Here is a 12,836-nt window from a genome sequence, read left to right on the forward strand (position 1 = left end):
AGGTCCCTCAGCGCGCCAGGTGGAACTCCACCGGCGTGGAGACCTCGATGCGCTCGCCGCGGACGGCGTGGGGCGCGCCGGGGAAGGGGTTGGAGCGGTCCAGCATGGCCATCGCCTCGGCGTCCAGGCTGGCGTGGCCGGAGCTGCGGACGATGTCGCCTTCCAGCAGCCGCCCTTGGCGGTCGACGGCGAACTGCAGGTGGACGACCCCTTCCTCCCGGCGCAGGCGCGCGCGGCGGGGATAGGTCTTGTGCGCTTCCAGCCAGGCGCGGAGCCGGGCGGCGTAGTCGAGGCTGGCGCCGTTGCGGGCGTCGATGTCCAGGCCTTGCCGAGTTCCCTGGCGTTCCGCCGGCGGCGCGGAAGGCGGCGCTGGTTCGGCCGCAGCCGCTCGCACCAGCTGCGCTGACGGGGCGGCCATTGCGGGGACGGGAGCGGATTCCGCCACGGGCGTCGGCTCCGTCGGGATGGCCGCCGGCGCAGGCTCCTGCGAGGGGGAGGAGGGAGCCTGCGCCGACGGGGCCGGGGCGTCGACCCTGCCGCCCCGGACTTGGACGAGTTCTGCGACCATGACGTTCTCCCGCCAGACTGGCGGCGCGTCCGCACCGGCGCGCAGGACCAGGGCGATGAGGCCGAGGTTCAGGGCGGTGGAGAAGGCCGCCGCGGCCGCCCGGGTGCGCGAGAGCTTCACGATCAGAAGGTCCGCGCCAGCGTCAGCTTGAAGGTCCGCCCCTCGGCGTCGAGCGAGGAGAGATGCCGGCGGAACTGCTTGTCGAACAGGTTGTCGACCGCCGCCCGGACCTCCAGCCCCTCGAAGGCGCCGTCCTGCGGCGTCCAGGTGAGGAAAAGGTTGTGGACGCCGTAGCCGCCGGTGCGGCGGCCGCCGGGGCCGATATCCTCCTGGTCGGCGGCGAACTCGCCGCGCCAGCCGGCGACGAGGCTGCGCTCCAGGAACCGGTAGCCGACCGTCAGGTCCAGCTCGTCGGCGGGGACGGTGTTGAGCGGCTGGCCGGTCAGGCGGTTCTCGCCTTCGACGGCCGAATAGCCGGCCCGGACGAACATGCGGCGGGTTGCGTATTCGGCCTCGACCTCCACGCCGGTGAACCGCGACTTGCCGACATTGATGAAGTAGGGCGCGCCGGCCGTGCCGCGGGTGATCAGGTTGGAGACGTCGTTGCGGAACGCCGTCGCTTTGACCCGCAGGGCGTCGCCGGGCGCGAGCAAGCCGTCGAAGGAAAGCGTGGCGCCGCCTTCGATATTGTCGGACTCCTCGGGCTTCAGGTTCAGGTTGAGATTGGCCGCCGTGGCGCTGGTGCGGCTGTAGATCTCGTCGAGCACCGGCATGCGCACCGTCCGGGCGACGGAGCCGAACACGGCGAAGTTGTCGTTGAAGGCGTAGAGCGCCGCCAGCTTCGGGGAGACGCCGGTGTCCTCCACCTCCTCGCGCGTCGGCACGCCGGCGCCGGGTTTGAGTCGCGTCCAGTCGACCCGGACGCCGGGAATGAGGGTCAGCCTGTCGGACCAGATCAGCTCGGCCTGGGCGTAGAGGCCGTACTTGTCCATGTCGCCTTCCGGGTGGGTGGCCGCGCCGGGCGTGACGGTTCCGGCCGCCGTCAGGCGCGGATTGCGCCGCTCCTGGCGGTAGGCCTGGGCTCCGAGGAACAGGAAGCCCGTCCAATCCGCGCCCCAGTCGAAGCGCGAGGTGTTCTGCACCCGGCTCTGCCAGGTCTCGTAGGAGAACTCCGAATAGACGACGCCGGGCAGGAAGGTGGTCTCGCGCTGCTCCACCTTGGAGTTGGCGTAGGAGACCTGGGCTTCGAGGTCGAAGATCTTGCTTCCGCCGAAGTCGTTCTCGTAGGCGACGACCGCGGTGACGTCGTCGACCTTGCGTCGCACGGGCGTGGTCCCGAAGCCTTCCGCCTGGTCGTAGACCTGGGCGCTGTCGGAGCGCCAGTTCTGGTAGGAGGCCCAGAGATTGTGGCCCTTGTCGCCGCTGAAATAGTAGCGGCCCTTCAGCAGGTAGGAGCTGGAGACGATGTTCGACGGGATGACCGTGGTCCCGTCGCCGCTTTCGTAGTGATCGGCTTCGCGCCGGGTGTAGGCGGCGAGGAGGTCGAGGTTCTCCACGGGCCGGCCCGCTATGATCGCGCTGCCGAAGGCGCCTTCCGAATTGGTCTCGTAGCCGCCGCGCAGGCGCAGGACGAAGCGATCGTCGCCCTTGAGGAAGTCGGAGGCGTCCTTGGTGGTCAGGTTCACCACGCCTGCAAGCGCGCCGGCGCCGTAGAGGGTGGAGGAGGCGGGGCCGCGCAGCACCTCGACGCGCTTGTAGAGCTCGGGCTCGGTGAACAGGGCTCCCATCCGGTACTGCTCGAAGAACTTCGCCGTCCCGTCGATCTGGACGAGGATGCGGCTGTCGGAGTCCGCCAGGCCCGTGCCCATGCCCCGGATATTGTAGCCCTGGCCGAGCGCCGAGACCCCGCCCACGACGCTGACCCCCGGCATGGCCTCGAGGAGATCGCCGACGGTGGAGGCCTGCGCGTCGTCGATGTCCGCCTGGTCGAGCACGGTCACGGCCTGGGGCGTGTCCATGGCGACCTTGTCGGCGCCCGCCGAGATCACGATGCGGTCGAGCGAGAGCTGCGCCGTCCCCGTTCCGCCGCCATGGTCCTGCGCCTGGGCCGCGCCCGCCAGCAGCAGGGCCGAGGCGCCCGCCAACAATCCGCACCGGGTCAGCCGAACGCCTAAGCCCATCTCAAAAACCTCCTGCCACTATGCAAGTGCGAGTCATTCGCATAAGACTCGCGGACGCCCCCCGCGGGCGGCCGAGGAGAGGTCAATGGCGCATTCGGGGTCGTATTGCAAGTGACTCGCAATTGCATTATTCGCAGCAGCATTGGATCGGACCGGAGGGACGTCATGAAAAGGATCGGGTGGGCGGCGCTTGCGGGCGTCGGCGCGCTGTCGGCGGCGGGCGCTGCGCAGGCGCACATGCCCTACATGTTGCCCAACATGTTCGACCTGACCGAGCGCGGCCACGTGACGGTGCAGGCCAGCTTCGCCGAGGACGCCTTCGTGCCGGAGGTGGCGATGAGGTCGGAGGCCTTCCATACCCGTGGCCCCGACGGCGCCGCGCTTCCGATCAAGGACGTCGTCTATCTGCGCGACCTGACGGTGTTCGAGGCGGCGGTCCCCGCGAACGGGACCTACCGCATTTCCTCGGGCGAGCGCTTCGGCCGCAAGGGCAAGATGTATCGGGACGCCGCCGGTCGCTGGGTGATGACCGGAGAGGGGGGCGAGCGGCCCGCCGGCGCGGAACTCGTCGACGTCCAGAGCCTGACGCTTGCGGAAGTCTATGTGAGCCGCGGGGCGCCGACGCGAGAGGCCCTGGCCGTCACCGGCAAGGGGCTCGAAGTGCGCCCTATCACCCATCCGAGCGAGATCTTCGCCGCCCAGCCCGCGGCGTTCGAGCTGCTGTTCGACGGCGCGCCTGTGGCCGGCGCAGAGGTCGAAGTCTATCGCAGCGCCGGCCTTTATGACGGGCGCAAGAAGATCGCCGACAGGATCGTGACCGACGCGGCCGGCCGCTTCTCGATCGTACCGCCCGACGGCGGGACCTATCTGGCGCTGATCCGGCACCGCACGGCCGCGCCGGCCGGGGCCGAGACGCCCTACCGCAGCTACTCCTACACCCTCACCTTCGAAGCCACCGAATAGGACACGTCATGACCAGCCTGCGTCTTCCGCTCGCCGCCACCGCCGCCCTGCTGGCGCTCGCCGCCTCCGCCCAGGCCGCTCCGCACGGACAGGCCGCCTTCATCGCCGATTACGACCTGGACGGCGACGGCAAGGTGACCGCCGCGGAGTTCCGCACCGTCCGCAACCAGCGCTTCGCCGCCACCGACCTCGACAAGGATGGCGGCCTGACCGAGGCGGAATATGTCGGCGAGTATCAGGCCCGCCTGGAGACCCAGCTGGCGGCCTCCGACGAGACCGCCGAACGCAAGGCCGAGGAGCGGGTGCGCCAGATCCGCCAAGCCCACGTGCGCTTCGGCGTCCTCGACAAGAACAAGGACGGCAGGATCGACGCCGAGGAGTTCGCCGCCTCCGGCCTTCGCGCCTTCGCCGAACAGGACGGCGATAAGGACGGGACAATCACCGCCGGCGAGCAACAGGCCCGCGTCACCGCCTCGCGATAGGGGCGGGCTTGGAGCGTTGCGCCCGGGCGGCTTCCAAATTATAGTGATTTTGCCTACAACCCTGGAGTCGCCCATGGAAGAGTCTGTCTCGGCGGCCGAGGCGAACCGTCGCTTCTCACTGCTGCTGCGCGGCGTTCGCGCCGGGCGCAGCTTTCTCGTCACCAGCCATGGGCGGCCCGTGGCGCGCCTCGTGCCTCCGGGCGTGCGGGACCGCGTCGCGACGGGCGCACGCCAGACGTTGCTGGACCGCCTGTCGCGCCAGGAAGCGGTTCGGGTGAGCCCCTGGACGCGCGACGAACTCTATGAGGACGAGGGGTGAAGATCGCCCTCGACACAAACATCCTCGCCTATGCCGAAGGGGTGAACGACGCCGGGCGGCGGGACGTGGTCCTCGACCTGCTTCGGCGCGCGCCTGAGGATACGGTGCTGATCCCCGTCCAGGCGCTGGGCGAGCTCTTCAACGTGCTGACCCGCAAGGCGGGGCGATCCAAGGCCGAGGCGCGCCTTGCGCTGTTGAGCTGGCGCGACGCCTATCCGCTCATCGACACTTCGCCAGAAGTCATGCTCGCCGCCGCCGATCTGGCGAGCGACCATCGGCTCGGGATCTGGGATGCGGTGATGGTGGCGTGCGCCTCTCGGGCCGGGTGCCGGCTGCTGTTGTCGGAAGACATGGCCGAGGGCTTCACCTGGGGCGGCGTCAGCATCGCCGACCCGTTCCGCTCCGATCGCAACGAGCTTCTGACCGCCTTCCTGGCCTAAGGCCGGACATCGTCAGTCCAGCTTCAGCACGCGCGCGGCGTTGGCGCCCATCCACTTCTCCCGCACGCTAGGCTTCAGGGGCAGTTCGTCGGTCTCGGCGACCAGTTGCGCCAGGGGAACGGCCAGCGTGCCCCAGCCGGTGGCGAAGATGATCTTGTCCTGCAGGTTGCGGGCTCCGTAGTAGATCAGGGCCTCGTAGCCGGCGCCGGGCGCCAGCATGTGCTTCACCCGCTTGCAGGCGAAGTCGATGTAGAGGTTGCTGTGGCGCGAGGCGATGGCGCAGGTCTCCGCCACCCAGGGCCATCCGGTGAGGCCGGCGACGATCCGCAGATCGGGGAACCGGATCGCCACTTCGTCCAAGTGCTTGGGATGGGCGTAGTCGTAAGGACGGTCGGAAAGCAGGTGCAGGCCTGCCGTGATCCGCACCGGGATATCAAGCTCCACGCACTTGGCCAGGAAGGGCCAATAGGCGGGATCATTGATGTAGCGGCCCTCGCGATAGGACGAGATCTCGAAGCCGCGGCAGCCCAGCGCCTTCACCCCGTGCTCGAGAGCGGCCACGCCGGCCTCGCCCTCGTCGCCCCAGATGCGGAACCAGGGGATCAGTCGGTCGGGGTATTCGGCGGCGAACCTGGCCACGTCCTCGTTGCTGGCCCGGCGGCCGGCGTTGCCGATGCAGGCGTGCGTCACGCCCGCCGCATCGAGCATGGCGATCACGTCGGCGTGGCTCATGGCCTTGGCCAGGTCGACCTCGCACAGCTCCAGCGCCAGGGCGGTCAGTCCGCGCTCGGCCTTGGCCTCGTTGAATTCCGCCAGGCTCATGCCGAGCTGGGCGGCCCAGCCAGGCGCCATCATCTGGGCGTAGCCCTCCTTGTCGAAGCCGCGCCCGGACCGGATCAGGCGCACCGTGTCCTCCACGGCTTCGCGGGTGGGGGTGTCGCATTCGAAATCGATGATGGTCATGACAGGTCCGTGCAAATGAATCGGCGGGCGGAACGCCCCAATGGCGCGCCAGCCTAGCCGCGGTTCGCCGAAGGAAAAGGGGGACGCCGCCGCCGTCGCGGAACCGCGCCGCGGGCTGCGCCTTCTTTAGGTCTCAATTGCGAAATCAGCAGGGCGGACGAGACATGGCGCTTCTGGCGAGCCGCGCGCCCGGACCGGCCGGCGTCTGGGCCGGGCGGATCCTGGGCGTTCTGATCGGGCTGATCGGCCTCGTCCTCATCGTGGGCGGGGGCTGGCTCGCCGCCGTGGGCGGGTCGCTTTACTACCTGCTGGCGGGCCTGGGACTCGCCGGCTCGGGCGCCTTGCTGTTCCGCGGCCAGCTTCTGGGCGTGTGGATCTACGCCGCGGTCTTCCTCGCCACCGTCCTGTGGGCGTTCTGGGAGGTCGGCCTGGCCGGCTGGCCGCTCGTGCCGCGGTTGGCGGGCCCGCTCGTCCTTATGGTCCTGGTTCTGGCGATCGCGCCGCTGCTTGCGCCGGCGCGCCCGATCCGACGTGTGGCCCTCGGCGGGATCGCCGCCGTCGCCGTTTTCGCCGTCGGCCTGATCCTCGCCGTGAGCGCGGTCAATCGGCCAGGTGTGAACCAGCCGCTGCCGGCGCCGGCCTTCGCCATGAACGATCCGTCCCTGTTCCAGGCCGGGGCCGACTGGCCGGCCTATGGCGGAACCTACGCCTCCCGCCGCTACTCGCCGCTGTCCCAGATCACGCCGCAGAACGTGGGACGGCTGGAGCGGGTGTGGCTGGCCCACACCGGCGACCTACCCAGCGAACGCGCCAAGAACAAGTATGGCGCTGAGACGACGCCCCTGAAGATCGGCGACGCGCTCTACCTCTGCTCGGCCAAGAACATCCTGATCTCGCTGGACGCGGCGACGGGCGAGGAGCGCTGGCGCTACGATCCCAAGGTTTCCGACGACTGGATCCCCTACACCGCCGCCTGCCGGGGCGTGGCCTATTACGTGGCGCCGGAACTGGAGGCGGCCGACGAGTGCGCCGCCCGGGTGATCGAAGGCACGCTGGACGGCCGGTTGATCGCTGTCGACGCCCGCACCGGCCGCCCCTGCTCCGGCTTCGGGCGCAACGGCCAGGTCGATATGAAACAGGGCATGGGCGAGGTCGCGCCGGGCATGGTGTCGATCACCTCGCCGCCGACCATCGTGCGCGGGGTGGTGGTGACCGGCCACCAGGTGCTCGACGGGCAGAAGCGCGACGCGCCGTCCGGCGTGATCCAAGGCTTCGATGCGGTGACGGGGGCTCTGCGCTGGGCCTGGGACCTGGGACGCCCCGACCGGACCGGCCCCCCCGAGCCGCATGAGACCTACACCCGCGGCACGCCCAACATGTGGACCATCGCCTCCGGCGACGAGGCGCTGGGCCACGTCTACCTGCCCATGGGCAATTCGGCGGTGGACTACTGGAGTTCCAGCCGTTCCGAAGAAGAGAACCGCTATGCGACCGCCCTCGTGGCGCTGGATGTGACCACCGGTCGGCCGGCCTGGTCCTTCCAAACCGTGCACATGGACGTCTGGGACTACGACCTCGGCTCCCAGGCGACGCTGATCGACTTTCCAGGCGCCGGCGGTCTGGTTCCGGCGCTGGTTCTGCCCAGCAAGCAGGGGGATATCTACATCCTCGACCGGCGTACCGGCCGCCCGTTGACGCCGGTGGAGAACCGGCCGGTCCCGCAGGGCGGGGTGGAGCCGGAGCAGCGCACCCAGACCCAGCCGTTCTCGCTCTATCACACCTTGCGAAAGCGCGACCTGACCGAGCGGGACATGTGGGGCATGTCGCCCATCGACCAGATGATCTGCCGCATCCAGTTCCGGATGGCCGAGTATCACGGGATCTACACGCCGCCGACGACCCGCAGGCGGTGGATTCAGTATCCCGGCTACAATGGCGGCTCTGATTGGGGCGGGGTGGCGGTCGATCCGGTGCGGGGGGTGATCGTCGCCAACTACAACGACATGCCCAACTACAACCGTCTGGTGCCCCGCGAGGAGGTGGACCGCCGGGGCTGGTCGCCGCGGGACGAGGCGCGCGGCGGCGACCTGGGCGGGCCCGAAGGCGGCGGCGACCCGCAGGTGGGCGCGCCTTACGGCGTCCAGGTGAACGCCGGCTGGCGGATGCCGGTCACCAACCTGCTCTGCAAGACGCCGCCCTATGGCGGCATCCGGGCCATCGACCTTCGCACCGGCCAGACGGTCTGGGATCGGCCGCTGGGCACGGCCCGCCGAAACGGCCCGTTCAACATCCCGTCCATGCTGCCGCTGATGATCGGGACGCCCAACAACGGCGGGGCGGTGGTGACGGCCGGCGGCCTCGTCTTCATCGCCGCGGCCACCGACAACCTGATCCGCGCCATCGACCTCGATACCGGCAAGGTGCTCTGGCAGGACGTACTGCCGGCGGGCGGCCAGGCCACTCCCATGACCTACGAGGTGGAAGGGCGCCAATACCTGGTGATCATGACCGGGGGGCATCACTTCATGGAAACGCCGGTTGGCGACGAGGTGATCGCCTACGCCTTGCCCGAGTAGGCCCGGCTCCGACCGCCGGCTCCGAATTGGCCGCCAGTCTCCGTTGAGTTGTAAGCTGCGGCGAACCGGTCCGGCCGCCGAGGTAAAACATTGTCAGACAGGCGGGAAATCGGACTTTGCTGTTGTAATCAGTCGCTCCGCCGCGCGAAAATGTCCTGCAGTAGGGTTAATGGCCGTGGCTGTTCCGGTTCGATCCGCGAGGGGGCGGAGCGTCCTGGCATGGGCGTTGCTGGTCGAGCTTCGGCTGTGCTTTCAGCGCGGCGGCCGCCGGGATCCTGTTCCAGGATGGCACGTCGGGCCGGAGCGGCTTGAATTTTGATACGCGTGGCGGGTTGGGTGATCGGGTGCGGTGGGATGGCGCAAGCGGAGGCTATCAGCGGCTTGCGTGCAGCCTCCAGGCCCATGCGGCGCCGGAAAGGCGCCCAGCCCCCCGAACAGGAAGGCGCCAGCGGCGGCGCGGGCCCAGCGGCCCTCCCGTCCAGCCGGGCGATGAGCGATGCCGAGTGAGTACGCCGTCTTGAGCGCCCTGGAGGCCCATCCGGATCTGGAGGCCGCCGCTCGCCGGCTGCGCGGCTCCCGGATCAAGCGGCTGATCGACATCTTCGGCGCGCTGTTCGGCCTGATCTTCCTGGCGCCGATGCTGGCGCTGGTGACCGTGCTGATCTGCCTGGAGAGTCGCGGCGGCCCAATCTTCCGCCAGCGCCGCACGGGCTGCGACGGCAAGACCTTCGTGATCTACAAGTTCCGCACCATGACCGTCGCCGAGGACGGCGAGGAGGTGGTGCAGGCCAGGCGCGGCGACAGTCGGATCACCCCGCTGGGCAGCTTCCTGCGCCGCTCGAGCATCGACGAGTTGCCGCAACTGGTGAACGTGCTCCGGGGCGACATGTCGCTGGTGGGGCCAAGGCCCCACGCCATAGCCCACGACCGCTTCTACGGCGGCCAGATTCCCGCCTACACCTTGAGGTTCGAGGCCAAGCCCGGCCTGACCGGCCTCGCCCAGGTCTCCGGATTCCGAGGCGGGACCGAGGATGTGGCGCTGATGGCGGCGCGGGTGGATCGCGATCTGGAATATATCCGCACCTGGTCGATCTGGCTCGACCTGAGGATTCTCCTGCGCACCCTCTGGATGGGGCCCTTCGACCCCTCGGCCTACTGAGCGGCGCCCCCACCGACGCTCAGGGCAGATCCTCTACGCCGCCCCGGATCGACTCCGCGCCCTTATGGTTCTGCTTGCGTCCAAGTTCGGTCTCCAGGGCGCGCGTCAGCTTGCCGGCCGCGCCGGCGACGGCTTCGTCGATCGTGCTGGCCGTGTGGCTGGCGGCCACCGGGTCGCCACCCTTGGGCCTCGCCTCGATGGAGCAGCGCTTGTCGCTGGGGCCGGATTTGCCGGCGTTGTCGTCGGTGACGAACACCTCCACACGGGTGAGGCGGCGTGAGAAGCGTCGAAGCGCATGGCGGAGACTGTCTTCGACCTGGCGCGCGACGCTTTCGGTCCCCGGCACATGGTCGTCGGTGTTGAGCTGGACGAGGAACTGGCGTTCCGTGTCCGACGCGCCGGTTTGTTCTTCGGCGAAGCTGCGGGGCTCATCCGCCGTTTCCATGGCTTCCCGGTCGCCCTCCTTGTCGCGGCGGGAGCGGTTCTTGCGCCACTCCCGCGTGGTCGTGGGGCTCGGGCTGTCGGTGGCGTGGGACTTGGCGCTACGCATGTGGTCGATGTGAGTGTGCTTCTCGTCCCGTTCACCGCCGCCGCCGGAAACCTGGCTTACCCGAGGGTTGGTGCTGACGGCGCCGGGCGGGTGGACCGGGCCGGGTTCGGGCATTGGTTTCGAGGCGTCTTCGTGGCTGGCCCCGGGGCCTCCCCAGCGGGCGGTGTTGGGGTGCTTTTCAGGCATGGGACGCTCCTTGGCTAACTATGCGAACGTCGACGTCGCCGTGGGGGAGCGTGGGCGCAAACGCCTCTTTCCGGAATCACGCTCCGGATCGCTACTCGGGCTTGCCGACGTTGATATGCGGGGAAGCGGCCGAACGGCGCTTTCGTTTCATCGGCCTCTCTCTGGGTAGGACGCGGTTGCGCGAAAGCCTCACCTTTGCGCGATCTTCCGTAACGGCGTTGTGCGGGGAAGGGGGCTGGGCCATCCTCCGCGCCGGAGTCCATCCAGCCTTGGGAGCGCCCGATGAGAACCTTCATGTCCGAACCGAAAGGAGACTCCGTCAATCACCAGGACATGAAGCTCTATGCTTATGCTCACTCGGGGGAGGCCGGCTCGACGCGACCGCGGCCTTAGATCCCCCAGACTTCCGCTTCGAGCGGGTTCCGGCGCCGGCGACATCGCCCGCGCCCCGGATCTGACGCGGGCGCGGCTCGCAAAGTTCCTCTCCTATTACCGGCCGCATCTGCCGTTGCTGGCGGCCGACCTCGCCTGTGCGGCGCTGGTCTCGGCCACGGCGCTGGCCCTGCCGCTCTGCGCCAACTACGTCGCCCGGCGGCTGGGGGCGGTCGAGCACGCGCCCGAGGTGCTCGGCCAGATCTATGCGATCGGCGGGGTGATGGCCGCCCTGCTGGCGGTCCAGGCGTTGGCCATGCTCTTCGTCGACTATCAGGGCCATGTGATGGGCGCGAAGATGGAGAGCGCGCTTCGCAAGGAGCTCTTCGAGCACTGCCAGAAGCTCTCCTTCAGCTTCTACGACCGCCAGCGCGTCGGCCAACTGATGAGCCGCATCACCCATGACCTGTTCAATCTGGGCGAGCTCTACCATCATGGTCCGGAAGACCTCGCGATCGCGGCCCTGAAGCTCGTCGGCGTGGTTCTGATCCTCTCCTGGATCGACCTGCCGCTGACGCTCGTCATGCTGGCGGTCCTGCCCTTCGCCACGGCCTATACGCTGCATTTCAACGCCCGGATGAGCGCCGCCTTGAAGCTCAGCCGGCAACGCATCGGGGCGATCAACGAGCGGGTGGAAGACTCGCTCTCCGGCATCCGGGTGGTGCAGTCCTTCGCCAACGAGGACCTGGAGAACCGCCGGTTCGAGGCGGAGAACGCCCGCTTCCTGGAAAGCCGCCGGGCGGGGTATCGCAGCGAGGCGTTCTTCTCGACCGGCACGACGGCCTTCGCCCAGATCATCACCGTGCTGGTGATCGTGGTCGGCGCCGTGCGGGTGGCCCAGGCGCAGCTGGCGGTCGCCGAGATGCTGACCTTCCTCCTCTGCGTGGCGGTGCTGGTGGACCCGGTGCAGAGGGTCGCCAATTTCCTGCGGCTCTGGCAGCAGGGCTTCACCGGCTTCGCGCGGATGATGGAGGTCCTGGAGGTGGAGCCGGACATCCGCGACCGACCCGGCGCGGTCGCCATCGGAAGACCGCGCGGCGCCATCGCATTCGAGGACGTGAGCTTCCGCTACGAACCGGGCGGGCGCGAGGTGCTGCGCAACCTCTCGCTCCAGGTCCGGCCCGGCGAATTCGTGGCCCTGGTCGGCGCCTCGGGCGTGGGCAAGAGCACGCTCTGCGCCCTCATCCCCCGCTTCTACGAGGCGAGCGTCGGACGGGTCCTGCTGGACGGGCTCGACGTGCGCGACATCCAGCTCGCCTGCCTTCGCCGGCACGTGGGCGTGGTTCAGCAGGACGTCTATCTGTTCGCCGGCACGGTGGCGGAGAACCTGCGTTACGGCCGACCCGAGGCCAGCGACGCCGAACTCGTGGCCGCGGCCAGGGCGGCGCACGCCCATGATTTCATCATGGCCCTTCCGAACGCCTACGACAGCGAGATCGGCCAGCGGGGCGTGAAGCTCTCGGGCGGCCAGAAGCAGCGGCTGACCATCGCACGGGCCTTTCTGAAGGACCCGGCGGTGCTGATCTTCGACGAGGCGACGAGCGCGCTGGACAACGAAAGCGAACGCGCCGTGCAGGCGGCGCTGGCGGACTTGGCCCGGGATCGGACCACCCTCGTAATCGCCCACCGCCTCTCTACGGTGCGCAACGCCGACCGCATCCTGGTGCTGACGGACGAGGGGATCGCCGAGGAAGGAACCCACGACGACCTGCTCGCCGCCGGCGGCGTCTATGCCGGCCTCTATCGCACCCAGGCCAGGATCTGAACGGGGGCGCTTCCCGGCGGCGCGCCGGGAAGCGCCAGCCGACCTTAGGGGTATGCGCGCCGAAGCGTGAGCGTGGCGAGGCAGTTTGTCGCGCGCGGAAAGCTCAAGCTTCGGCTAAGCTTGATTCTGTGCTGCGGTGGCGTTGTCGCCATTTGGCAGAGCCGATGCGCTTCGACCCTCCCTAGGGTGGCGCCCAGCGGTTAGACTTGGCCGGCGGCCCGGCTTCAAGTCGCAAGTGCGTTGCGGTCGGCCG

11 protein-coding genes are annotated in these 12,836 nt (G+C 69.1%); 7 read left to right on the forward strand and 4 right to left on the reverse strand.

Annotated elements, in window-relative coordinates; all coding sequences use genetic code 11:
* Window positions 1-7: 7 nt before the first annotated feature.
* Window positions 8-688 (reverse strand): TonB family protein, encoded by a 681-nt coding sequence (locus ACK41C_RS17210; RefSeq protein WP_409656760.1) that lies wholly within the window; start codon window positions 686-688, stop codon window positions 8-10.
* 2 nt (window positions 689-690) lie between these two features.
* Entirely contained in the window at window positions 691-2,748 is a 2,058-nt protein-coding gene (locus ACK41C_RS17215; RefSeq protein WP_409656762.1) for a TonB-dependent receptor domain-containing protein, read from the reverse strand.
* Window positions 2,749-2,913: 165 nt separating this feature from the next.
* On the opposite strand from ACK41C_RS17215, the gene ACK41C_RS17220 reads away from it, so the two are divergent.
* The 4 genes from ACK41C_RS17220 (at window position 2,914) to ACK41C_RS17235 (ending at window position 4,952) form a co-directional block, all read left to right on the forward strand.
* On the forward strand, window positions 2,914-3,711 hold the full coding sequence (locus ACK41C_RS17220; RefSeq protein WP_409656764.1) for a DUF4198 domain-containing protein: 798 nt from the start codon (window positions 2,914-2,916) through the stop codon (window positions 3,709-3,711).
* An 8-nt stretch (window positions 3,712-3,719) separates the two neighbouring features.
* On the forward strand, window positions 3,720-4,193 hold the full coding sequence (locus ACK41C_RS17225; RefSeq protein WP_409656766.1) for a hypothetical protein: 474 nt from the start codon (window positions 3,720-3,722) through the stop codon (window positions 4,191-4,193).
* Between the two features lie 73 nt (window positions 4,194-4,266).
* Complete coding sequence (locus tag ACK41C_RS17230) at window positions 4,267-4,512, forward strand: type II toxin-antitoxin system Phd/YefM family antitoxin (RefSeq protein ID WP_409656768.1); 246 nt, start codon at window positions 4,267-4,269, stop codon at window positions 4,510-4,512.
* A complete protein-coding gene (locus ACK41C_RS17235; RefSeq protein ID WP_409656770.1) occupies window positions 4,509-4,952 on the forward strand; it encodes a PIN domain-containing protein in 444 nt (147 codons plus the stop codon). The genes ACK41C_RS17230 and ACK41C_RS17235 overlap by 4 nt, the downstream gene beginning before the upstream one ends.
* A 12-nt stretch (window positions 4,953-4,964) precedes the next feature.
* Here ACK41C_RS17235 and ACK41C_RS17240 read toward each other — a convergent pair whose 3' ends face one another.
* Window positions 4,965-5,915, reverse strand: coding sequence for an amidohydrolase family protein (locus ACK41C_RS17240; protein ID WP_409656772.1), 951 nt, complete (start codon window positions 5,913-5,915; stop codon window positions 4,965-4,967).
* A 164-nt stretch (window positions 5,916-6,079) separates the two neighbouring features.
* Here ACK41C_RS17240 and ACK41C_RS17245 point away from each other — a divergent pair, with 164 nt between their 5' ends.
* Together ACK41C_RS17245 and ACK41C_RS17250 are read left to right on the forward strand one after the other, a co-directional pair.
* Window positions 6,080-8,491 carry a membrane-bound PQQ-dependent dehydrogenase, glucose/quinate/shikimate family gene (locus ACK41C_RS17245; RefSeq protein WP_409656774.1) on the forward strand — a complete coding sequence of 804 codons (2,412 nt, stop codon included), beginning with the start codon at window positions 6,080-6,082 and terminating at the stop codon, window positions 8,489-8,491.
* Window positions 8,492-8,987: 496 nt separating this feature from the next.
* Window positions 8,988-9,650, forward strand: a complete 663-nt coding sequence (locus ACK41C_RS17250; protein WP_409656776.1) for a sugar transferase — start codon at window positions 8,988-8,990, stop codon at window positions 9,648-9,650.
* A gap of 19 nt (window positions 9,651-9,669) precedes the next feature.
* Here the strand turns inward: ACK41C_RS17250 and ACK41C_RS17255 are convergent, their stop codons facing one another.
* Window positions 9,670-10,386, reverse strand: a complete 717-nt coding sequence (locus ACK41C_RS17255) for an HPF/RaiA family ribosome-associated protein (RefSeq protein WP_409656778.1) — start codon at window positions 10,384-10,386, stop codon at window positions 9,670-9,672.
* A 508-nt stretch (window positions 10,387-10,894) separates the two neighbouring features.
* On the opposite strand from ACK41C_RS17255, the gene ACK41C_RS17260 reads away from it, so the two are divergent.
* Window positions 10,895-12,583: an ABC transporter ATP-binding protein gene (locus tag ACK41C_RS17260; protein WP_409656780.1), complete on the forward strand. Its 1,689-nt coding sequence runs from the start codon at window positions 10,895-10,897 to the stop codon at window positions 12,581-12,583.
* Window positions 12,584-12,836: the final 253 nt, after the last annotated feature.

Source organism: Phenylobacterium sp., assembly GCF_046290725.1.
GTDB lineage: Bacteria > Pseudomonadota > Alphaproteobacteria > Caulobacterales > Caulobacteraceae > Phenylobacterium.